At 68.3% G+C, this 21,302-nt stretch carries 18 protein-coding genes and 1 riboswitch; of the genes, 13 read left to right on the top strand and 5 right to left on the bottom strand.

The features are described from left to right. Nucleotides 1–195 precede the first annotated feature (195 nt). From ACFWP7_RS31515 to ACFWP7_RS31470, 10 genes are all read left to right on the top strand, one after another. Complete coding sequence (locus ACFWP7_RS31515; protein ID WP_384388268.1) at nt 196–804, top strand: CDP-alcohol phosphatidyltransferase family protein; 609 nt, start codon at nt 196–198, stop codon at nt 802–804. 114 nt (nt 805–918) lie between these two features. Continuing rightward, entirely contained in the window at nt 919–3,414 is a 2,496-nt protein-coding gene (locus ACFWP7_RS31510) for a sugar phosphate nucleotidyltransferase (protein ID WP_384388266.1), read from the top strand. 98 nt (nt 3,415–3,512) lie between these two features. Continuing rightward, nucleotides 3,513–4,418 (top strand): DUF881 domain-containing protein, encoded by a 906-nt coding sequence (locus tag ACFWP7_RS31505; protein ID WP_384388263.1) that lies wholly within the window; start codon nt 3,513–3,515, stop codon nt 4,416–4,418. After that, nucleotides 4,415–4,747, top strand: coding sequence for a small basic family protein (locus ACFWP7_RS31500; RefSeq protein WP_003988855.1), 333 nt, complete (start codon nt 4,415–4,417; stop codon nt 4,745–4,747). Before ACFWP7_RS31505 ends, ACFWP7_RS31500 begins: the two co-directional genes overlap by 4 nt. Nucleotides 4,748–4,752: 5 nt before the next feature. After that, entirely contained in the window at nt 4,753–5,616 is an 864-nt protein-coding gene (locus tag ACFWP7_RS31495; RefSeq protein ID WP_384388261.1) for a DUF881 domain-containing protein, read from the top strand. A 61-nt stretch (nt 5,617–5,677) separates the two neighbouring features. Then, on the top strand, nt 5,678–6,655 hold the full coding sequence (locus ACFWP7_RS31490; protein ID WP_384388259.1) for an FHA domain-containing protein: 978 nt from the start codon (nt 5,678–5,680) through the stop codon (nt 6,653–6,655). A gap of 42 nt (nt 6,656–6,697) precedes the next feature. Further along, nucleotides 6,698–7,441, top strand: coding sequence for a MerR family transcriptional regulator (locus ACFWP7_RS31485; RefSeq protein ID WP_384388256.1), 744 nt, complete (start codon nt 6,698–6,700; stop codon nt 7,439–7,441). An 85-nt stretch (nt 7,442–7,526) separates the two neighbouring features. After that, nucleotides 7,527–8,000 carry a bifunctional nuclease family protein gene (locus ACFWP7_RS31480; protein WP_006123076.1) on the top strand — a complete coding sequence of 158 codons (474 nt, stop codon included), beginning with the start codon at nt 7,527–7,529 and terminating at the stop codon, nt 7,998–8,000. Nucleotides 8,001–8,217: 217 nt separating this feature from the next. Further along, nucleotides 8,218–8,853, top strand: coding sequence for a MerR family transcriptional regulator (locus tag ACFWP7_RS31475; RefSeq protein WP_384388253.1), 636 nt, complete (start codon nt 8,218–8,220; stop codon nt 8,851–8,853). A gap of 78 nt (nt 8,854–8,931) precedes the next feature. After that, nucleotides 8,932–10,302 (top strand): DNA polymerase IV, encoded by a 1,371-nt coding sequence (locus ACFWP7_RS31470; protein WP_384388251.1) that lies wholly within the window; start codon nt 8,932–8,934, stop codon nt 10,300–10,302. 36 nt (nt 10,303–10,338) lie between these two features. Here the strand turns inward: ACFWP7_RS31470 and ACFWP7_RS31465 are convergent, their stop codons facing one another. Further along, complete coding sequence (locus tag ACFWP7_RS31465; protein ID WP_384388249.1) at nt 10,339–10,710, bottom strand: PRC-barrel domain-containing protein; 372 nt, start codon at nt 10,708–10,710, stop codon at nt 10,339–10,341. Between the two features lie 114 nt (nt 10,711–10,824). After that, nucleotides 10,825–10,921: riboswitch (glycine riboswitch) on the top strand. Nucleotides 10,922–11,104: 183 nt separating this feature from the next. Here ACFWP7_RS31465 and gcvP point away from each other — a divergent pair. Then, nucleotides 11,105–13,990 (top strand): aminomethyl-transferring glycine dehydrogenase, encoded by a 2,886-nt coding sequence (gene gcvP, locus ACFWP7_RS31460; protein WP_384388246.1) that lies wholly within the window; start codon nt 11,105–11,107, stop codon nt 13,988–13,990. Nucleotides 13,991–14,266: 276 nt separating this feature from the next. On the opposite strand, the gene ACFWP7_RS31455 is transcribed toward gcvP, so the two are convergent. Together ACFWP7_RS31455 and ACFWP7_RS31450 are read right to left on the bottom strand one after the other, a co-directional pair. After that, nucleotides 14,267–14,473 (bottom strand): DUF5999 family protein, encoded by a 207-nt coding sequence (locus ACFWP7_RS31455; protein ID WP_384388244.1) that lies wholly within the window; start codon nt 14,471–14,473, stop codon nt 14,267–14,269. Nucleotides 14,474–14,828: 355 nt separating this feature from the next. Next, a complete protein-coding gene (locus tag ACFWP7_RS31450) occupies nt 14,829–15,413 on the bottom strand; it encodes a hypothetical protein (RefSeq protein WP_384388241.1) in 585 nt (194 codons plus the stop codon). Nucleotides 15,414–15,956: 543 nt separating this feature from the next. On the opposite strand from ACFWP7_RS31450, the gene ACFWP7_RS31445 reads away from it, so the two are divergent. Then, on the top strand, nt 15,957–17,474 hold the full coding sequence (locus ACFWP7_RS31445; protein ID WP_384388239.1) for a glutamate--cysteine ligase: 1,518 nt from the start codon (nt 15,957–15,959) through the stop codon (nt 17,472–17,474). 106 nt (nt 17,475–17,580) lie between these two features. Here ACFWP7_RS31445 and ACFWP7_RS31440 read toward each other — a convergent pair whose 3' ends face one another. Next, complete coding sequence (locus tag ACFWP7_RS31440) at nt 17,581–19,344, bottom strand: substrate-binding and VWA domain-containing protein (protein ID WP_384388236.1); 1,764 nt, start codon at nt 19,342–19,344, stop codon at nt 17,581–17,583. A 185-nt stretch (nt 19,345–19,529) separates the two neighbouring features. Between ACFWP7_RS31440 and ACFWP7_RS31435 the strand changes: the two genes are divergently transcribed. Further along, entirely contained in the window at nt 19,530–20,330 is an 801-nt protein-coding gene (locus ACFWP7_RS31435; protein ID WP_384388234.1) for a CPBP family intramembrane glutamic endopeptidase, read from the top strand. A 70-nt stretch (nt 20,331–20,400) separates the two neighbouring features. Here ACFWP7_RS31435 and ACFWP7_RS31430 read toward each other — a convergent pair whose 3' ends face one another. Further along, on the bottom strand, nt 20,401–21,270 hold the full coding sequence (locus ACFWP7_RS31430; RefSeq protein ID WP_384388232.1) for a PhzF family phenazine biosynthesis protein: 870 nt from the start codon (nt 21,268–21,270) through the stop codon (nt 20,401–20,403). Nucleotides 21,271–21,302: the final 32 nt, after the last annotated feature.

The following is a 21,302-nucleotide window of genomic DNA, read 5'->3' as shown; positions in this document are numbered from 1 at the left end:
GTACTGCAGGGGGGACCCTGTGGGAGAGTAGGACGCCGCCGAACTATCTTTAGAGCTCCGGCTCTTGGGCTTATTGCCCGAGAGCCGGAGCTTTTTTGTTTTCTGGTGACGCCCCCACCCCTCCGCACAAGAGCGTGAGTGCTGCGGGTAAGGTCAGGGGGCATCGTTGGCTCGTTTCCCACAGGAGGCCCCCGGGTGGAGGTCCAGGAGACCCGCGTCCAGACAGACCGGGTCCTCACCATCCCGAACATCCTCAGCATGGCGCGCCTCGTCGGCGTGCCCGTCTTCCTGTGGCTGATCCTCTGGCCCGAGTTCGGCGGCCCCAAGAGCGACGGATGGGCACTCCTGGTGCTCATGCTGAGCGGCATCAGTGACTATCTGGACGGGAAGCTCGCCCGTCGCTGGAACCAGATCAGCAGTCTTGGCCGGCTACTCGATCCCGCGGCCGACCGCCTCTACATTCTGTCCACTCTCGTGGGTCTCACCTGGCGCGAGATTCTCCCGCTCTGGTTGACCGCCGTCCTCCTGGCGCGAGAGCTGGTCCTGTTGGTGATGGTGGGCATCCTCAGGCGCCACGGCTATCCGCCGCCGCAGGTGAACTTCCTGGGGAAGGCGGCGACCTTCAACTTGATGTACGCCTTCCCGTTGTTGCTGCTCAGCGACGCAAGTGGGTGGATCGCGTCACTAGGTGCTATTTTCGGATGGGCGTTCGCCGGATGGGGTACAACCCTGTACTGGTGGGCAGGAGTCCTCTATGTGGTTCAGGTCCTCCGCCTTGTCAGGGCGGACGCCACGACCGATTGAGCTCGCCCATTGCGTGGCTGTAGTGGCTCGATGGCCCGCGGACGAAAAGTGCGGGACAATTTGGACGGGTGAAGTCGGCTAGACCGTCGTCTCTTCAAGGAGGACGCTTCCGACATGAAGGCCGTCGTGATGGCCGGAGGCGAAGGCACACGCCTTCGTCCCATGACCTCAAGCATGCCCAAGCCGCTCCTGCCTGTGGCCAACCGCCCGATCATGGAGCACGTGCTACGGCTGCTCAAAAGGCATGGGCTCAATGAGACCGTCGTAACTGTCCAGTTCTTGGCCTCTCTCGTCAAGAACTACTTCGGTGACGGCGAGGAGCTCGGTATGGAGCTCACCTATGCCAATGAGGAGAAGCCACTCGGTACTGCCGGGAGTGTCAAGAACGCCGAGGAAGCGTTGAAGGACGACACCTTCCTCGTGATCTCCGGTGATGCCCTGACCGACTTCGACCTCACCGATCTCATCAGTTTCCACAAAGAGAAGGGCGCGCTGGTCACCGTCTGCTTGACGCGCGTACCGAACCCCCTTGAATTCGGCATCACCATCGTTGACGAAGAAGGTAAGGTCGAGCGCTTCCTGGAGAAGCCGACCTGGGGTCAAGTTTTCTCCGACACGGTGAACACGGGCATCTATGTCATGGAGCCCGAGGTCTTCGACTACGTCGAGGCAGATGTCTCCGTCGACTGGTCCGGCGACGTTTTTCCCCAGCTGATGAAGGAAGGCAAGCCCGTCTACGGCTATATCGCCGAGGGCTACTGGGAGGACGTCGGCACGCACGAGAGCTACGTGAAGGCGCAGGCCGACGTCCTGGAGGGCAAGGTCGACGTCGACATCGACGGTTTCGAGATCTCGCCGGGCGTATGGGTCGCCGAGGGCGCCGAGGTGAGCCCCGATGCCGTACTGCGCGGGCCGCTCTACATCGGCGACTACGCCAAAGTCGAGGCGGACGTCGAAATCCGTGAGCACACCGTCATCGGTTCCAACGTCGTCGTCAAGACGGGGGCCTTCCTGCACAGGGCCGTCGTGCACGACAACGTGTACATCGGGCAGCACAGCAATCTGCGTGGCTGTGTGATCGGTAAGAACACGGACATCATGCGGGCCGCCCGGATCGAGGACGGCGCGGTCATCGGCGATGAATGCCTCGTCGGTGAAGAATCGATCATTCAGGGAAACGTTCGCGTCTATCCGTTCAAGACCATCGAGGCCGGCGCCTTCGTCAACACGTCGGTGATCTGGGAGTCGCGAGGCCAGGCGCATCTCTTCGGCGCGCGTGGGGTGTCCGGGATTCTGAACGTCGAGATCACCCCGGAACTCGCCGTACGGCTCGCGGGCGCGTACGCGACGACGCTCAAGAAGGGCTCCACGGTCACGACGGCGCGCGATCACTCCAGAGGTGCTCGTGCGCTGAAGAGGGCGGTCATCTCGGCGCTGCAGACCAGCGCCATCGACGTACGCGACCTGGAGAACGTACCGCTGCCGGTGGCCCGGCAGCAGACGGCCAGGGGCAGTGCGGGCGGGATCATGATCCGGACGACGCCCGGTGTGCCGGACTCCGTCGACATCATGTTCTTCGACGGGCAGGGTGCGGATCTGTCGCAGGCGAGTCAGCGGAAGCTGGACCGCGTGTTCGCGCGTCAGGAGTACCGGCGTGCGTTCCCCGGTGAGATCGGGGATCTGCACTTCCCGGCCAGTGTCTTCGACTCGTACACCGGGTCGTTGCTGCGGAATGTCGACACGACCGGGATCACCGAGTCGGGGCTCAAGGTCGTCGTGGACGCGTCGAACGGTAGTGCGGGGCTCGTGCTGCCCAGCCTGCTCGGCAAGCTCGGGGTCGACTCGCTTGTCATCAATCCCGGTCTTGACGAGTCGAGGCCGACGGAGACGGCGGATGCACGGCGGTCCGGGCTTGTGCGGCTCGGAGAGATCGTGGCGTCCGCGCGGGCGGCGTTCGGAGTGCGATTCGACCCGGTCGGCGAGCGGCTTTCGCTGGTCGATGAGAAGGGGCGGATCGTCGAGGACGACCGGGCTCTCCTTGTGATGCTGGACCTGGTGGCCGCTGAGCGGCGCAGTGGGCGGGTGGCGCTTCCGGTGACCACCACGCGGATCGCCGAGCAGGTGGCGGCGTACCACGGCACGCAGGTGGACTGGACGACGACCTCCCCGGACGATCTGACGCGGGTCGGGCGTGAGGACTCGACGATCTTTGGTGGCGACGGGCGTGGTGGTTTCATCATCCCGGAGTTCAGCGGTGTCTTCGACGGCGCGGCGGCGTTCGTACGCCTCATCGGACTGGTGGCGCGGACGCAGCTCACGCTGAGCCAGATCGATGCGCGGATTCCGCGGGCGCATGTCCTCAAGCGTGATCTCGCCACTCCCTGGGCCGTCAAGGGACTCGTGATGCGCCGGGTCGTGGAGGAGGCCGGTGAGCGGTTCGTGGACACGACCGATGGCGTACGGGTCGTGGAGACGGACGGGCGCTGGGTGATGGTGCTCCCGGATCCCGCCGAGGCGGTTACCCATCTGTGGGCCGAAGGGCCCGACGATGCCTCCGCGGAGGCACTGCTCGACGAGTGGTCGGCGGTCGTGGACAGCGCCGGTCGCTGAAACACCCAACACGCGCGCGTGCCGGACAAGTGCCCCCAAGGGGGCCTGTCCGGCACGTCGGTGGGGCCATTCGGAGGTAGCGCCCGCGACGTGCGACGATGTGCGACATGCCGCAGCAGCCCCCCGTTCGGAGCAGCCCCGCGCGCCCCGCGCGTCCGGACGCCTCCATGTCGCTGCTCACCAATGTCATGGACCACAGCCTTGACGACGGGTATGCCGAAGCGGCTGCCCGGAAGCAGGCCGAGGGCGCCGGCGGCATGCCGAAGACGGTGCGGGCGAAGCTAGGTCTGGCGGCCGGTCTTGTCCTCGCGGGCCTTGTGGTGACCCTCGGAGCGGCGAACGCGCGGATCGCGGCGCCTGTCATCGCCAAGGAGCGCCAGGAACTCATCGACCGTATCGAGCGCGAGACCACCGCCGCCGACAAGCTCGAAGGCAGTGTCGACACTCTGCGCGCCGATGTGAGTGCGAGGCAGCGTGAGGCGCTGAATACCGACGGAGGCAGTGAGCAGGCCGACCTGGTGGGTATTCTGTCGGGCGCCACCGAGGTGCACGGTCCGGGCGTGAAACTCGTCGTCGACGACGCCAAGGAAGCAAGTCAGGACGGCGACGGTGATCCACGGGAGACCTCCGGGTTCTCCGACACCGGTCGCGTGCGTGACCGTGACATGCAGCGGGTCGTCAACGGGCTGTGGGAGTCGGGTGCCGAGGCCATCTCCATCAACGGTCAGCGGCTGACGGCTCTGTCGGCGATCCGGGCAGCGGGTGACGCGATACTGGTCGACAACAGGCCGTTGGTGCCGCCGTACACGGTGCTCGCGGTGGGGGACGGCCAGCGGCTCAGCACCAGGTTCCAGAACAGTGCCGACGGGCTGTATCTGCATGCCCTGCAGGAGAACTACGGCATCCGGACCAGCATTTCCGTCGAGGACGACGTCCGATTGACCGCCGCACCAAGTGTGATCGTACGTACAGCACAGCCGAGCACAGAGAAGGGCACATCGTGATCGCCGTACTGGGCCTCGTCGTGGGAGTCGTGGCTGGATTGTTGGTCCGGCCCGAGGTTCCTGCGGTCGTCGAGCCTTATCTCCCGATCGCCGTCGTGGCGGCGCTCGACGCCGTGTTCGGAGGCCTGCGCGCGATGCTCGACGGCATTTTCGACGACAAGGTCTTCGTGGTGTCGTTCCTGTCGAATGTGGTCGTGGCCGCGCTGATCGTCTTCCTGGGCGACAAATTGGGTGTGGGCGCCCAGCTCTCCACCGGTGTCGTGGTCGTCCTCGGTATCCGCATCTTCTCCAACGCCGCGGCGATCCGTCGTCACGTGTTCCGGGCGTGAGGCCGATGAGCAACGACGACGAGGCATCGACGGCCTCCGGCAGCCCGGAGAATCGTCTGCGCAAGGAACTTCCAGAAGAGGTTCGGGCCGCGGCTCCCGCGCCACCGGAGCGGGAGCCGGAGGAGCGTGAGGAGGGCGCGGAGCCGGGGCTGACCGGCCGTCAGCGACTGGCGCAGGGGCTGTGGCCGCCGCGGGTGTCCCGCGCGCAACTCATCGTCGCGCTGCTGCTGTTCGGCCTCGGCTTCGGTCTGGCCGTCCAGGTGGCGTCCAACAGCGACAGCGGCAGCGCCCTGCGCGGCGCACGTCAGGAGGATCTCGTACGCATCCTCGATGAACTGGACAGCCGTACACAGCGTCTTCAGGACGAGAAGCAGGGTCTCGAAGATCAGCGCACCGAGTTGGAGAACAGTTCGGACCAGGCCGAGGAGGCGCGCAAGCAGACTGTCGAGAGGGAGAAGCAACTCGGCATTCTGGCGGGCACGGTGGCAGCGCAGGGACCCGGCATCACCCTGACGATCAACGACACCAAGGGGACGATCGAGGCGGACATGCTGCTCGACGCCATCCAGGAGCTCCGCGCGGCCGGTGCGGAAGCGATCCAGGTGAACGGTGTACGGGTCGTCGCCAGCACCTATCTGACGGATTCCGACAAGGGCGTGAGCGTGGACGGGAACAAGATCACCCAGCCCTACCGTTTCAAGGTCATCGGCAAGTCGCAGGACCTGGAGCCGGCGCTGAACATCCCCGGAGGCGTGGTGCAGACACTGGAGAAGGAGCAGGCCATCGTCACGGTCGAGCCCTCGACGAAGATCGTCGTGGACGCCTTGCGACCGGCGAAGCAGCCTGACTACGCTCGGTCGTCCCAGTGAAGGGGGGCCGCATGAGAGGGGCCCGGCCAGGGCAAGAGGTTGCGGGGGGTCGGCGCACCGAATGGGTGGTGCGTGGTGGAAACTGTCAGGTGGATACGGACGTTGTGAGGATGTCCGGGTCGGCCGGTGTGTTCAATCAGGGTTCGTCCTGCCCCACGGGCGGGTCTGTTTCGGTCAAGGGGAATCGCCCGTGAAGTTGTTTGGGAAGTTGTTCGGCAAGAGCGCACGAGGAGAGGGCGGCGACAACGCCACTGCCCGGCACCGTGCATCACGCCATGGAGATGCCGAGGATCAGGGTGGCGAGCGCCCGCTGTTCCGGGATGAGGTCGGTGGTCAGGGCAGTGACATTTCCGGTGGTCAGGGCGCGCCGTCTGTTGACCCTGCCCAGTCGGGCCGCATAGGTTTCGGGGATCCGTCGACCTCAAGTACGGGTGGAGGGTTCACCGCCGACCCGTATGGTTCCCATGCCCCTGGAGGGCAGCCGCGGCAGGAGGATCCATCCATGTCGGCCCTGGTGTGTACGAGGTGCGGTAACCGCAACGCGGAAAACAGCCGTTTCTGCTCCAACTGCGGTGCGCCGCTGCGGGGCGGGGTGACCGCGGAGCGTCCGTCCGAGACGACGTCCACGATCTCCATTTCAGGCCTTGAGGCCTATGACGCCGAGGTGACGGGTCAGACGCTCTCACCGGCGCTCTCCCCGGAGGCTCAGGCGGCCGTCGACGCGCTGCCGCTCGGCTCGGCGCTCCTGGTGGTGCGCCGCGGCCCGAACTCGGGCAGCCGGTTCCTGCTGGACGGCGAGCTGACCACGGCCGGACGTCACCCGCAGAGCGACATCTTCTTGGACGACGTGACCGTGTCACGCCGCCACGTGGAGTTCCGCCGCGTCGCCGACGGTTCGTTCACCGTGGCGGACGTCGGTAGCCTCAACGGCACCTATGTCAACAGGGAGCGGATCGACTCGGTCGCCCTGTCGAACGGCGACGAGGTGCAGATCGGCAAGTACCGGCTGGTCTTCTACGCGAGCCAGCGAGGCATCTGACCCTCCCCCGGGCTCTGTCCGGGGGGACCCCCAGGAAGGTCCATGCTTCGATCACCGAGCGGCGGTGCCGATCACGGTACCGCCGCCACGGACAGCGGACTGATGAGCATCGGCACGGTGCTCAACGTACTGCGCGACGAGTTCCCCGAAGTCACGATCTCCAAGATCAGGTTCCTGGAGTCGGAGGGGCTCATCGAGCCACAGCGGACCCCTTCGGGGTATCGCAAGTTCAGCGCCAACGACGTCGAGCGCCTCGGCCACGTCCTGAGGATGCAGCGGGACCACTATCTGCCGCTGAAGGTCATCCGTGAGTATCTGGACGCCCTGGAGCGCGGTGAGCCGGTGCGGCTGCCGACCGTGGGCCGTCAGCGCGACTCGGGCGAGGGTGAGCTGTTCGCCGAGCACGAGGCGCCCACGGCGGCCCGGGTTGGTCGCGCCGAGCTCCTTGCCGCTGCCGAGATCGGCGAGCCGGAACTGGAGGAGTGGGAGTCGTACGGCCTCATCGTGCCGTTCCCGGACGGGGCGTACGACGCCGAAGCGGTGACCGTCGCCGCGCTCGTCGTCGAGCTGGGCCGGTTCGGGATCGAGCCGCGTCACCTGCGCGCGATGAAGGCCGCGGCCGAGCGTGACGCGGGGCTGGTCGATCAGGTGGTGGCCCCGCTGCGGCGGCACCGCAATCCGCAGACGAGGGCGCACGCGGAGGCGCGTACGAAGGAGCTGGCGGGGCTCACGGTGAAGCTGCACGCGGCACTGGTGCAGACCGCGCTCGGTGTGCGACTGTCCTGACCCGGGGCGCTCCGCGGGTGTCGGATCGTCCACCCGTTCCGTGCCCGACTACCCAAACGTCCCGGGCACGGCCTAGGGTTGCTGTGTGAACGAGCTCGATGTCGTAGGTGTCCGGGTCGAAATGCCCTCCAACCAACCGATCGTGCTTCTGCGTGAAGTGGGAGGCGATCGTTACCTCCCCATCTGGATCGGACCGGGGGAGGCGACGGCGATCGCCTTCGCCCAGCAGGGCATGGCCCCGGCGCGACCGCTGACCCACGACCTGTTCAAGGACGTGCTGGAAGCCGTCGGCCAGGAGCTCACCGAAGTGCGCATCACGGACCTGCGTGAGGGCGTCTTCTACGCGGAACTGGTGTTCGCCAGCGGGGTCGAGGTGAGCGCCAGGCCTTCCGACGCCATAGCGCTGGCCCTGCGCACCGGGACGCCGATCTACGGCAGCGACGGGGTGCTCGACGACGCCGGTATCGCGATCCCGGACGAGCAGGAGGACGAAGTGGAGAAGTTCCGCGAGTTCCTCGACCAGATCTCGCCCGAGGACTTCGGGACCAACAGCCAGTGAGGGCCGGGGCCCCGGAGAACTCCGGGCGGCAATTGCCAGCGGCCAGTGTGGTGTGCCGCGGCCCGCTCGGAGAGCATTCGGCTAGCCTTTCCCCGCGGTGGGGCACGGGAAACCACTCCTAGGGTGATTATCACTCGGCGTGCCGAGTGTGGCGATCGTTGACGCACCCCTGGTGACTGCCTACCGTCGAGAAGGCAGGTCAAGGACGGAGGTCGGCGTGAGAAGCAGCGGCGACGGTACGGCTGGGGGTGCTCCCGGACGCGGTCTGGGGGAGAGCGGCCCGTACCCGCTTCATGGCAACGCGGCCGATCACATTCCGCGGCGGCCGACAGCAGTGTCCGGTGAAGGCGAGGCGGTTTCCGAGGAGGTCGGCTACCGCGGTCCAACGGCGTGCGCTGCCGCGGGCATCACCTACCGGCAGTTGGACTACTGGGCGAGGACCGGACTGGTCGAGCCGAGCGTGCGGCCCGCCTACGGGTCGGGGACGCAGCGGCTGTACAGCTTCAAGGACGTGGTCGTCCTGAAGATCGTCAAGCGGTTCCTCGACACCGGGGTGTCGCTGCAGAACATCCGCACCACGGTCCAGCATCTGAGGGAGCCCGGTTTCCGGGATCTGGAGCGGATGACGCTGATGAGCGACGGCGCCACGGTCTACGAGTGCACATCCCCCGACGAGGTCCACGCGCTGCTCCAGGGCGGCCAGGGGGTCTTCGGGATCGCCGTGGGCGTGGTGTGGCGGGATGTCGAGGGTGCGCTCTCGCAGCTGCAAGGGGAGCGTGTGGACACCGGCGAGACGCTGGTGAGGAACAACCCCTCCGACGAGCTGGCACGAAGGCGCAATCGCGCGGTCTGAGGATCTGTAGAGCGGAAGAGGCTGATGGTGCCCCGGCTTGCCGGGGCATTGTCAGTGGCGTAGGGCAGCATCGGAGATGTGAGAACAGCGCCCACGATCCTGCATCTGGACATGGATGCCTTCTTCGCCTCGGCGGAGCAGGCGTCCAAGCCGAGCCTGCGCGGGAAAGCGGTCGTCGTGGGCGGGCTCGGACCACGTGGGGTCGTCTCCACGTGCTCGTACGAGGCACGGGTCTTCGGGGTGCACTCGGCGATGCCCATGGCCCAGGCACGCCGGCTCGCGCCGAACGCCGCGTATCTCGTGCCGCGCTTCGGGATCTACCGAGAGGTCAGCGAGCAGGTGATGGGGCTGCTGCAGGCCCTGTCGCCGCTGGTGGAGCCGCTGAGCCTGGACGAGGCGTTCGTCGATCTGGAGGCAGGGGAAGCGGCCTGGGACGAGGCGTCGGCGCGGCTGACCGGAGTGAAGCTGCGCGCGGACATCCGGGCCGTCACCGGGCTCACCGGATCGGTGGGGCTCGCCGCTTCCAAGATGCTCGCGAAGATCGCCTCGGAGCAGGCCAAACCCGATGGTCTGGTGCTGATAGAGCCGGGGACCGAGCGTGCGCTGCTGGGACCCATGCCGGTGCGGACGCTGCCGGGCGTCGGGCCGGCGACGGGGGACCATCTGCGGCGGGCCGGGATCACCACCGTCCAGGAGCTCGCCGAGGCGGGCGAGGACGAGCTCGTACGTCTGCTGGGGAAGTCCCACGGGCACGCGCTGTACGCGATGGCGCTGGCGCGCGACGACCGGCCCGTGGTCGCCGAGCGGGAGACCAAGTCGGTGTCCGTCGAGGACACGTACGACGTGGACATCCATGACCGGGTGCGGGTCGGTCTGGAGGTGCAGCGGCTCGCCGACCGGTGTGTGCAGCGGTTGCGTGGAGCCGGGCTGTCGGGGCGCACCATCGTGCTGAAGGTGCGGAGGTACGACTTCTCGACGCTGACCCGGTCCGAGACGCTACGGGGGCCCACGGACGACCCCGGGGTGGTGCGGGAGGCGGCCGCCCGGCTCCTTGAGTCGGTGGACACGACCGGTGGCGTACGGCTGCTCGGTGTGGGTGTCTCAGGGCTGGCCGACTACACGCAGGAGGACCTGTTCGCGCAGGCGCAGGCTGCCGCGGGGGAGCTGGCGGCGCAGGAGCACATGGAGGAGGAGGTGGCGGAGGGGGCCGTCGAGGAGCAGGTGCCGCTGACTGAGCGGCGGTGGTCCGCGGGGCACGATGTGCGGCACGCCGAGTTCGGGCACGGGTGGGTGCAGGGCAGCGGGCTCGGGCGGGTCACCGTTCGGTTCGAGACGCCGTACTCCGAGCCCGGGCGGGTACGGACGTTCCGTGCCGACGATCCGGGGCTGGAGCCGGCGGAGCCGTTGCCCTTGGTGGCGGAGACCGTCGGCCATCACCGTGAAGGTTGAGCTGCGGGCTTTGCCTAGAGGGGGTGGAGCGCGGCTTCAGGCTTCGTCCGTGCCCGCCAGGCGGCCGAAGTCGCGGTCCGGTGCGGGAGGCGGGGATGACACGTCGAGGCCGTAGTGGTGGTAGAGCTGGAGTTCCTGCTCGGGGGAGAGGTGGCGGCCGACGCCGAAGTCGGGCGCGTCCTTGATCAGCGCCCGCTCGAAGGGGATGTGCAGCGTGCCTTCGACGAGTTCGCTGGGCTCCAGGGGCACGAAGGCGTCCCTGCTGAACAGTCCCGTGCGTATGGCCGCCCACTCCGGGACCCCGGTCGCGTCGTCGAGGTAGACCTCGTCGATCGTGCCGATCTTGGCGCCATTGCGGTCGAATGCCTTGCGGCCGATCAGGTTGCGCGGATCGATGTCGGTCTGCACGTTGCCCTCCATTTGGTCGCAACTCATCCGTAAGCACTACAAAAGAGCAGATTCAGGAAGGTGGCCACTCGAAGGCTCGGGAGTTGTCCTCGCTGGTAGGCTGGCAGCGGCTGCTGACCCTGTGCGGGAGAGTCCTCAAGACACCATCGGAGGGCGCCGAAGGAGCAAATCCTCCCCGGAATCTCTCAGGCCCACGTACCGCACGGACGAGGTCACTCTGGAAAGCAGAGCGGGTGCCGACGACGGCTCCCGCTCTCACCGACGGTGAAAGTCGGGTCGCAGCGGGCGGGCGGGCCGGTGAAACTCTCAGGTTGAGATGACAGAGGGGGAGGCCGTCGGGGTACCCGTGCCGGGGTGCCCCTCGAAGGTCGCGTCAGACCAGGAGGCCTCCGCAATGACCGCCCCTCGCATTCCGCTCTCCGAACTCGAACAGGGAATCCCCTTCGAGCAGCGCCACATCGGGCCCGACACCGAAGCCCGGGCCAAGATGCTCGCGCAGGTCGGATACGGCTCGCTCGACGAGCTCACCGCCACCGCGGTGCCCGACGTGATCAAGAACGCCGAGGCGCTGGAGCTGCCGGGCGCACGCACCGAGGCCGAGGTACTGGCCGAGCTGCGCACCCTCGCGGACCGTAACCAGGTGCTCGACTCGATGATCGGGCTCGGTTACTACGGGACCTTCACTCCGCCGGTGATCCTGCGGAACGTCATGGAGAGCCCGGCCTGGTACACCGCGTACACGCCGTATCAGCCGGAGATCTCGCAGGGCCGCCTCGAAGCGCTGCTGAACTTCCAGACTGTCGTCGCCGAGCTGACCGGGCTGCCGACGTCCGGTGCCTCGCTGCTCGACGAGAGCACCGCGGCCGCCGAGGCGATGGCGCTGTCCCGGCGCATGGGGAAGAACAAGAAGGGTCTCTTCCTGGTCGACGCGGACGTGATGCCGCAGACCGTCGCGGTCATCCGGACCCGCGCCGAGCCGACCGGCGTCGAGGTCGTCCTCGCCGACCTGAGCGCGGGCATCCCCGCCGAGATCGCCGGGCGTGAGATCAACGGCGTGCTGACCCAGTACCCGGGCGCCTCCGGTGTCGTACGCGACATCAAGCCGCTCATCGAGCAGGCGCACGAGCTGGGTGCGGTCGTCACCGTCGCCGCCGACCTGCTGGCCCTGACCCTGCTGACCTCGCCGGGTGAGCTGGGCGCGGACATCGCGGTCGGTACGACGCAGCGGTTCGGGGTGCCGATGGCCTTCGGCGGTCCGCACGCCGGGTACATGGCGGTGCGCGAGAAGTTCGCGCGCAGCCTGCCGGGCCGGCTGGTGGGCGTGTCCGTCGACGCGGACGGGCACAAGGCGTACCGGCTTGCTCTGCAGACGCGGGAGCAGCACATCCGTCGTGAGAAGGCGACGAGCAACATCTGTACCGCTCAGGTGCTGCTCGCCGTGATGGCCGGCATGTACGCCGTCTACCACGGTCCTGAGGGACTGAAGACGATCGCGCGGCGGACGCACCGGTACGCGACGATCCTCGCCGACGGGCTGAAGGCGGGCGGAGTCGAGGTCGTCCACGGTGCCTACTTCGACACGTTGACCGTGCGCGTCCCGGGCCGGGCCGCCGAGATACTGGCCGGCGCGCGCGACCAGGGGGTCAACCTGCGCCTCGTGGACGCCGACCGGGTGTCGATCTCGTGCGACGAGACCACCACACGCAGGCAACTCGCCGCCGTGTGGACCGCGTTCGGCGTCGAGGGCGATGTCGAGGCGCTGGACTCGACCGCCGAGGACACTCTTCCGACCGCGCTGCTGCGCACCGACGAGTACCTCACGCACCCGGTGTTCCACCAGTACCGCTCCGAGACGGCGATGCTGCGCTACCTGCGCAGGCTCTCCGACCGTGACTACGCGCTCGACCGCGGCATGATCCCGCTGGGCTCCTGCACAATGAAGCTCAACGCGACGACCGAGATGGAACCGGTCACCTGGCCCGAGTTCGGGCAGTTGCACCCCTTCGCGCCCGCCGAGCAGGCGCAGGGCTACCTCACGCTCATCCATGAGCTGGAGGAGCGGCTCGCCGAGGTCACCGGGTACGACAAGGTGTCGCTGCAGCCCAACGCCGGTTCGCAGGGTGAGCTCGCCGGGCTGCTCGCCGTACGGGGATACCACCGCGGGAACGGTGACGAGCAGCGCACCGTGTGCCTGATCCCGTCCTCCGCGCACGGCACGAATGCGGCGAGCGCCGTGATGGCCGGCATGAAGGTCGTCGTCGTGAAGACGGCGGACGACGGCGAGATCGACGTCGAGGATCTGCGTGCCAAGATCGAGCAGCACCGCGACGAACTGTCCGTGCTGATGATCACGTACCCCTCGACGCATGGCGTCTTCGAGGAGCACGTCGCCGACATCTGTGCCCAGGTCCACGAGGCGGGCGGCCAGGTGTATGTGGACGGCGCCAACCTCAACGCCCTGGTGGGGCTTGCCAAGCCGGGGCACTTCGGCGGTGACGTCTCGCACCTCAACCTGCACAAGACCTTCTGCATCCCGCACGGCGGCGGCGGTCCGGGCGTCGGTCCGGTCGGGGTGCGCGCGCACCTGGCGCCGTACCTGCCCAACCACCCCTTGCAGCCGGCGGCCGGGCCCGAGACCGGCGTCGGCCCGATCTCGGCCGCTCCGTGGGGTTCCGCGGGCATCCTGCCGATCTCGTGGGCGTACGTCCGGCTCATGGGCGGCGAGGGGCTGAAGCGGGCCACGCAGGTGGCCGTGCTCTCCGCGAACTACATCGCGAAGCGCCTGGAGCCGCACTACCCGGTGCTCTACACCGGTCCCGGCGGGCTCGTCGCGCACGAGTGCATCATCGACCTGCGACCGTTGACCAAGGCGACCGGTGTGAGTGTCGACGACATCGCCAAGCGCCTGATCGACTACGGGTTCCACGCGCCGACGATGTCGTTCCCGGTGGCCGGCACGCTGATGATCGAGCCGACCGAGTCCGAGGACCTGGTCGAGCTCGACCGCTTCTGCGAGGCGATGATCGCCATCCGTGCGGAGGTCGAGAAGGTCGGCTCGGGTGAGTGGGCGGCGGACGACAACCCGCTGCGCAACGCTCCGCACACCGCCGCCTCGCTCGGCGGGCAGTGGGAGCACGGTTACAGCCGTGAGGAGGCCGTCTTCCCGGCCGGTGTCTCGGTCGCGGACAAGTACTGGCCGCCGGTGCGCCGGATCGACCAGGCGTACGGCGACCGGAACCTGGTCTGCTCCTGCCCGCCGCTGGACGCCTACGAGGACTGATCGGCGGTCGGGCCTGGACGCGTATGGGGACTGGACTGGTCGGCGGTCGGGGACCGGATGCCTACGAGGGCTGATCAGCGCCAGGACCGACACCGCTACGGGGACTGATCAGCGCCAGGACCTGGACCTGTACGGGGACCGATCAGCGAGAGGGACTGGACGGCTACGGGGAGTAATCACCCTTGGACATGCGTCGGGGCCGGTTCGGAGAATGCGTCTCCGGGCCGGCCCCTCTATGTACTGGGCGGCTCTGCCGCAGCCACCCGGTTGTGCGGTTCAGGCCGCCGTCATCACGTGCTCGCTGCCCAGCGGGCGGTGCGGGGCGATGATCTGGCCGTCCGGCAGGAGCTCACCGGTGTCCTCGAAGAGCAGCACGCCGTTGCACAGCAGGCTCCACCCCTGCTCCGGGTGGTGCGCCACGAGGCGGGCGGACTCCCGGTCGGCGGATTCGGCTGTCGGGCACGGCGTCTTGTGCTGGCACATTGGTGGGATCTTTCGCTGGGTTGAGAGGTGAGTGATGGCTGTGGTGTCTGTCCCGCGGCTCGATGTGGTCATGGCCGCCCCCCGTTGATGTGTGGTTTGGAACCCAGTGTTGCCCTACGGGCGTCAATCCGCAGGGATTTAGCGGCAGCGCTCCTCACAGGTTGATGACGCATCACCCGTGCGGACGGTTCATTCCAACTGTGCCGTCTTTTCGGGTGGTTCGCGGTGGCCGGATGGGGCTAGTCCGGTCGGGCGCGGGATGTGTTTTCCCTCGTACGAGCGGTATGGGGCCCGAACGAGCGACGTGCCCCGCTGCCGGAAGGACGGCGGCGGGGCACGGACGCTGGCGAGAGTGCTATGCGGGTGAGCTGAGCAGAGGCGTGGGAGTGAGCCGGTGGGTGAGGACCGGCAGGAGCTCGGCGACGCGGTGTGGGCGGTGCGCTGCGATGCCGGGTGGGGCCGGTGCCAGCGGGACCAGGATATCGGTGGCGGCGGGGTGGCCGGTGGCGCCGTCCGCGGTGGTGTCGCCGTGCAGCCAGAGCGTGAGCATGTACAGCTCCGGCACGGAGAGCAGACGGGCCTGGTAGGACTGTTTCATGGCCTCGGCCTGTCGCAGCGCGCGTTCGGTGGCGGCGATGTACGGGCCCTCGAAGAAGCGCGAGAAGGCCCAGCCGTCGGGGGTCAGCATGGTGTCGGCCGCGGCGACCATGCGGTCGCCGCAGCGGATCAGGAAGCGCCACCCGGTGAGCCGGGTGGCGTACGCGCCCGCGGGCGTGATGCGGTCCAGGATGTGTACGGGGAGCGGGAGTTCGGGTGTGACGGGTCCCTGTGCCATACGGAGGGACGGCGTACGCGCCTCCCGGACGGCGGTGGGGGAACCGAGTGCCGTGAGGACGGAGCGCAGGGCTGGCGCGGGAGCCGGGGGTAGATGCAGCGGCATGATGGGTCGCCTCTCGTTCGACAGGCACGGTGGCGCGAGGGAGGGGGCGGACGGCGTTGTCAGCTCTCGGGGCCGAAGGGGCGAGGGATCTGGATCCGCCGACAATGTGTCGCCTGCCGCGTGGCACCTGGACAGCAGGACCTAGGACCGCGAGCGCCAACTCTCTGCCTCGTTCGCGAAGTTTATACGAGACGTGTTCACGCGGTGTTTCGTCTAGTCGTCCCACATATGAAGGGCAAGGCACTATTCGGTCGGCGAAACGAGAGGTTTATCCTGGTTCTGCGTGAAAGCGCGGCGATGACCTCGGAATGCTTCGTCGGAGCGGTCGGCCGATTCTCGTCGGCGTTTTTCACGACATCGCGTCGGACGAAACTGGGCACTGGTTCATGCCTGGTGAATGTGCCTGTGGGTACTCGAGTCCAGAGTAGCGGGCGGCGGGCGCCTCCAGGACGTTATCGATCGCGTTGCCTGGGCATTATCCCCGGTGACCCGGGACGCCAGAGGCCGGAGTATCGGCCTGCCCATCCGAGGAAGGACGCTTCGATGGGAGAGAAGGTCGAGGCAGAACTGTTCGACCTGTCCGATCGCCGGCACTATCGCGACAAGCTCCGGCAGTGTCTGACGGGGCTGGCGCGGCTGCTGGCGGAGGAGCGGTTCGATCGCCCGAAGAACCTCATGGGCCTGGAGATCGAGTTGAATCTCGCAGGGACCGACGGCACGCCCAGAATGATGAACGCGCAAGTACTCGAAAGGATAGCGAGCCGCGATTTCCAAACAGAACTCGCCATGTTCAACCTGGAAGTCAACATAGCCCCACACAGATTGGGTGGGCGAGTATTCGACCAGCTGGCCGAGGAGTTGCGTACCTCCCTCGCATACGCCCACAGGAAGGCGAAGGAAGTCGACGCCGGAATCGTGATGATCGGGATTCTGCCGACGCTCGCCCAGGACGACCTGGTCTCCTCGAACCTCTCGGACGGCGACCGCTACACCCTCCTCAACGACCAGATTGTCGCCGCCCGAGGCGAGGATTTCACGCTCGACATCGAGGGGGTGGAGCGCCTCGTCTGTACGTCGAAGTCCATCGCGCCCGAAGCGGCCTGCACCTCCGTGCAGTTGCACCTCCAGGTCACCCCGGGGCGGTTCGCCGACGTGTGGAACGCGGCGCAGGCGGTCGCCGCGGCGCAGGTCGCGGTCGGCGCCAACTCGCCCTTCCTCTTCGGTCACGAGCTGTGGAGCGAGTCGCGGCCCCCGCTGTTCCAGCAGTCCACCGACACCCGGCCGCCCGAGTTGCAGGCGCAGGGGGTGCGGCCGCGCACCTGGTTCGGGGAACAGTGGATCTCGTCCGCGTACGACCTCTTCGCGGAGAACCTGCGCTTCTTCCCGCCGCTGCTGCCCCTCTGCGACGAGGAGGACCCGCTCGGTGTCCTCGACGCCGGCGGCATCCCCAAGCTCGCCGAACTCGTGCTGCACAACGGCACGGTGTACCGCTGGAACCGGCCCGTGTACGGCGTCGCCGACGGCGTCCCGCATCTGCGCGTCGAGAACCGCGTGCTGCCGGCAGGCCCCACCGTCACCGACGTCATCGCCAACGCCGCCTTCTACTACGGGCTCGTCCGCGCGCTCGCCGAGGAGCCGCGGCCCGTGTGGACGCGGCTGCCCTTCGCGTCGGCAGCCGCCAACTTCGACGCCGCCTGCCGCCATGGCATCGACGCGCGCCTGGAGTGGCCCAGGCGCGGCCGGTACGGCGGGACGCACGAGGTCGAGGCCGTCGCCCTGGTGCGGGACGAGCTGCTGCCGCTCGCCGCGGCGGGACTGGACGCGTGGGGGGTCGAGCCCGCCGACCGGGACCTCTACCTGGGCGTCATCGAGGAGCGCTGCCGACTGCGGGTCAACGGGGCGAGCTGGCAGGCGGCGACCTTCCACCGGGCCCTGGAGAAGGGGCTCGGGCGGGATGTCGCGCTGGCCGCGACCACGCGGCGCTACGGCGAGTTGATGCATCTCGGGGAGCCCGTGCACACCTGGCCGGTGGGCTTGCCGGAGCCGGCTTCGCTGGGCTGAGGGGTGGGGGTCCTGGAGTGGTGGTGGGCGTCAGCTTTGGCTGCCTGCCTTCACGATGGCCACTTCGTTGAGCTGAGGGGCGGGGGTCCCGGAGTGGTGGTGGGCGTCACCCTTGGCTGCCCGCCTCCACGATCGCCTGGAGGATCACCGAGTGGATCTGCGACGGGTCGTTGACCTGGTGACCGGAGCCGCCGGTCGCCTCGGCGATCTCCTCGACCTCCTCCTGGTCGGCGTCCGGGCCGACCGCGATCGCGATCAGCAGCACCGGGCGCTCCGGGGTGGTGAGCTCCTGCAAGCTGGTGACGAGGGCCGAGCGTGAAATGCTTCCGGGGTCCTGGTTGACGCCGTCGGTCAGCAGGACCAGCGCGTTGAACTTCTCCTCCTCGTAGGAGGACGTGGCCGCCTGATATGCGGCGAGCGTGGTGTCGTACAGGCCGGTCGCCCCACCCGGGACGGGCTCCAGGGCGCTGAACGCGGCCGACAGTTTGTCCCGCTGGGTGCCGTCGCCCACGGCGTCGCCGAGCCGTTCGGTCGGCACGACCACCTGGTAGTCCCGGTTGCCGTCGAGACGGGTGGAGAACCTCCACAGCCCGATCTCGTCCTCCGGGGTGAAGGCGGCGAGGGCCTGTAGCAGGGAGGCCTTGGTGACGTCCATACGGGACTGGTCGGTGCCCGGCACCGGCTCGGTCATGGACGCGGAGGCGTCGACGACCGTGGTGATGCGGGCGCTCTGCACCGTGATCGTCCACATGCCGAGGGCTTCCTCGATCGCCTTCGCCGAGGCCGGTTCGGCCGCTACACGTGCGAAAGGCTGGGGGGCGCGGCCGCCCGCCGCGGAGACCAGTGCGGCCGAGGGGTTCTCGTCGTCGGTGCGGAACCCGTGCTTCTCCAGGATCTTCTGGGTTTCGGGCTCGCCCAGCAGGGCCATGAACCGCAGGGCCGCGCGGCTCTCGTCGGTGCTCAGCCGCACCTCGTCGACCAGGGTGAACGGGTAGTCGAGCTGCGGCGATCCGTCCTTGGGGTAGAAGAGGTCGAGGCTGTCGGGAGTCTCGTCCGAGGAGTTGTGGGCGAAGGCCGCCTGCTCGGAGAGGATCAGGGCCTGATTCCGTTTCGGGTTGCCCTGCTCGGTGCCTGAGGAGTCGCGGGGGAGTGTGTCCAGGACCTGGCTGTCGCTGTCGGAGGTGCGCTGCGAGAGCGCCTCGGCCATGGCGGCCGCCTGGGTGTCGCCGCCCTCGGTCTGCCCCGCCGCGGTGCTCAGCTGCGTCAGCGCGAGCAGGCCGGTCGCGCTGCGCGCCGGGTCGGCGGCCCCGAGCTTCAGGCGGTCGCTCGTCATCGCGGCGCCGGCCAACTCGGTCCAGGTGTACGTCTTCTGGGGCCAGCCCAGCGATGTGGCGGCCGTCGGGACCATCGCAACGCCGACCGGCGACGACGCGACGTTGCCGACGTCGCTCACCTGGGTCGCGTCGTTGTCCCCGGTGACGCGCTGCACCCACAGGTTCGAGTCGGGCACCCACGCCTGGACGTCGGACTTCTTGCCGGTCAGCAGCGCGTCGGCGACCTTGTACGACTCGCGAGCGGTCACCCTGACGTCGAGGCAGCGGCCGTCCGAGGTGATGTCGCGCTCACGGGCGTAGTCCGCCGTAGCCGTAAGAGCGGGGGCCAGGTCCGGGGATACGGCGATGTCGACGTGCACCGCGTCGTCCTGGCAGGAGGAGCCGAAGGAGAGCAGGCCACCGCGGGCCGCGGCTGCCGTGCCCCCCGCCACCGTGAGTACGAGCGCCGTCGCGATGGCCACTGTGCGACGGCGCGCGCGTGGTCGGGGGTCGGCGGTGCCCGCCCCGTACTCGTCGGGCAAGCTGTGACGTCCCATGAAGGTGGTGCCTCCCTGTTGAGCCTTGAGCCGTGAAACGGTCGCAAGGCAGGTAAAAGGGGAGGTACGCCCCGTACGGCGTCCGTCCCCCCGACGGCCAGTCGCGCACGATCTTCGTAACTTCTTTCGAGACCCTAGCGGGGCGAAGATGGGGAAGAGGCGGGATTACTCAACTGGAGGCGGGAGTGCAGGTGGAGGCAGTGTCGGTGGCCGATTCCTTTCCGATGAAGGGGCTGACCCGACGAATTCTCCGGGACGAGACGCTGCTCGTCCTGGGACTCTCGCTCGGTGCGAGCGGGGTTTCCGCGCTGATCAGCTTTGTCGGGTCGGCCACCAAGCCAGGGGGGCTCAAGGACCAGGCGGCCACCCTCAACGCCTCGGCCGCGCCCGGGCGTCCCTGGCTGGATCTGGCCTGGCAGCTCTTCGGAATCGCGTCGGCGCTGGTGCCGGTCGCGCTCGTTGCGCACTTCCTGCTGAGAGAGCGCGAGGGGCTGCGCGTGATCGGCTTCGACCGCACGCGCCCGTGGCCGGACCTCGGGCGCGGGGCCGTGATCGCGGCGCTGATCGGCAGCACGGGCATCGCCTTCTATCTGGCGGCCCGGGGCTTCGGCGCCAACCTCACGGTGGTGCCCGAAGCGCTGCCGGACGTGTGGTGGAAGTACCCCGTGCTGATCATGTCCGCGATCCAGAACGCGGTCCTGGAAGAGGTGATCGTCGTCGGGTATCTGCTGCGCCGCCTCGGCCAGTTGGGCTGGACGCCGGTCACCGCGCTGGTGGCGAGCGCGGTGCTGCGCGGTTCGTACCACCTCTACCAAGGCATCGGCGGGTTCATCGGCAACATGGCGATGGGCGTGGTCTTCGTCTACCTGTACCGGCGTTGGGGGCGCGTCGGGCCGCTGGTGGTGGCGCACTCGCTGCTCGACATCGGGGCATTCGTGGGCTACGCGCTGCTGGCCGGGAAGGTGAGCTGGCTGCCGACGGCATGAGCCGGCGCTGATGGGCGTGCGGGGATCGTGGAGGGGCGTACGGCAATCTCGTACGCCCCTTTCTGTGCTGTCAGGCGAGTAGCTCGCCGTCGATGACCGTGACCGAGCGGCCGCTGAGGAGCGTGCGGTCGCCGCGCAGTTCGGTGTGGACGAGGCCGGAGCGGGCGGAGGCCTGCAGGCCGGTGAGGTCGGGGCGGCCGAGGCGTTCGGACCAGTAGGGCGCGAGGGCTGTGTGGGCGCTGCCGGTGACCGGGTCCTCGTCGATGCCGACGTTCGGGAAGAAGCAGCGGGAGACGAAGTCGTAGCCCCGGGAGGGTTCTTCGGCGCGGGCGGTCGCGATGATGCCGCGCTTCGAGTATCGCGCCAGAGCTCGGTGGTCGGGGGCCAGGCCGCGGACCGTCTTCTCGTCGGCGACCTCGATCACCAGGTCGCCGATGTTCGGGCCGGTGTCGAAGACCGTGAGCGGCTCGGCGCCGAGGGCTTCGGCGACGCCTTCCGGGATCTCGACCGGGGTGAGCGGCGCGGTGGGGAAGTCCAGCGTGATGGAACCGTCCTCGTGGGGCGTGGCGATGAGGACGCCGCTGAGCGTGGCGAACCGTACGGGGCCCTCGTGGGCAGCCGTGGTGTGCAGCACGTGGGCGGTCGCCAGCGTCGCGTGCCCGCACATCGCGACCTCGGTGACGGGTGTGAACCAGCGCAGCGCCCAGTCGGCCTCGGCGCCCTGAGGAAGGCGGTGGGCGAACGCCGTCTCGGCGTGGTTGACCTCCCGCGCCACGTCCTGGAGCCAGGCGTCGTCCGGGAAGGACGGGAAGGACGGAAAGGACGGGGATGAAGATGAAGGGGATGAAGGGGATGAAGGGGCCAGGTCGAGGATGAGGACTCCGGCCGGGTTGCCGGCGAAGGGGCGGTCGGTGAAGGCGTCGACGATTCGAATCCGCATGGGAGCGACGCTAGCCGCTCCGCGAAAGGGTC

The organism is Streptomyces sp. NPDC058470, from assembly GCF_042721055.1.
Lineage (GTDB): Bacteria > Actinomycetota > Actinomycetes > Streptomycetales > Streptomycetaceae > Streptomyces.
This window is presented reverse-complemented; position numbering and strand designations above follow the sequence as displayed.

Excerpts from the sequence above, each read along its gene's own strand:
- ACFWP7_RS31485 (WP_384388256.1), top strand. The coding sequence starts at position 6,698 with ATGCTTCGATCACCGAGCGGCGGTGCCGATCACGGTACCGCCGCCACG.
- gcvP (WP_384388246.1), top strand. The coding sequence starts at position 11,105 with ATGACCGCCCCTCGCATTCCGCTCTCCGAACTCGAACAGGGAATCCCC.
- ACFWP7_RS31510 (WP_384388266.1), top strand. The coding sequence starts at position 919 with ATGAAGGCCGTCGTGATGGCCGGAGGCGAAGGCACACGCCTTCGTCCC.
- ACFWP7_RS31430 (WP_384388232.1), bottom strand. The coding sequence starts at position 21,270 with ATGCGGATTCGAATCGTCGACGCCTTCACCGACCGCCCCTTCGCCGGC.
- ACFWP7_RS31455 (WP_384388244.1), bottom strand. The coding sequence starts at position 14,473 with ATGTGCCAGCACAAGACGCCGTGCCCGACAGCCGAATCCGCCGACCGG.
- ACFWP7_RS31450 (WP_384388241.1), bottom strand. The coding sequence starts at position 15,413 with ATGCCGCTGCATCTACCCCCGGCTCCCGCGCCAGCCCTGCGCTCCGTC.
- ACFWP7_RS31495 (WP_384388261.1), top strand. The coding sequence starts at position 4,753 with ATGAGCAACGACGACGAGGCATCGACGGCCTCCGGCAGCCCGGAGAAT.
- ACFWP7_RS31440 (WP_384388236.1), bottom strand. The coding sequence starts at position 19,344 with ATGGGACGTCACAGCTTGCCCGACGAGTACGGGGCGGGCACCGCCGAC.
- ACFWP7_RS31490 (WP_384388259.1), top strand. The coding sequence starts at position 5,678 with ATGGGTGGTGCGTGGTGGAAACTGTCAGGTGGATACGGACGTTGTGAG.
- ACFWP7_RS31445 (WP_384388239.1), top strand. The coding sequence starts at position 15,957 with ATGGGAGAGAAGGTCGAGGCAGAACTGTTCGACCTGTCCGATCGCCGG.
- ACFWP7_RS31505 (WP_384388263.1), top strand. The coding sequence starts at position 3,513 with ATGTGCGACATGCCGCAGCAGCCCCCCGTTCGGAGCAGCCCCGCGCGC.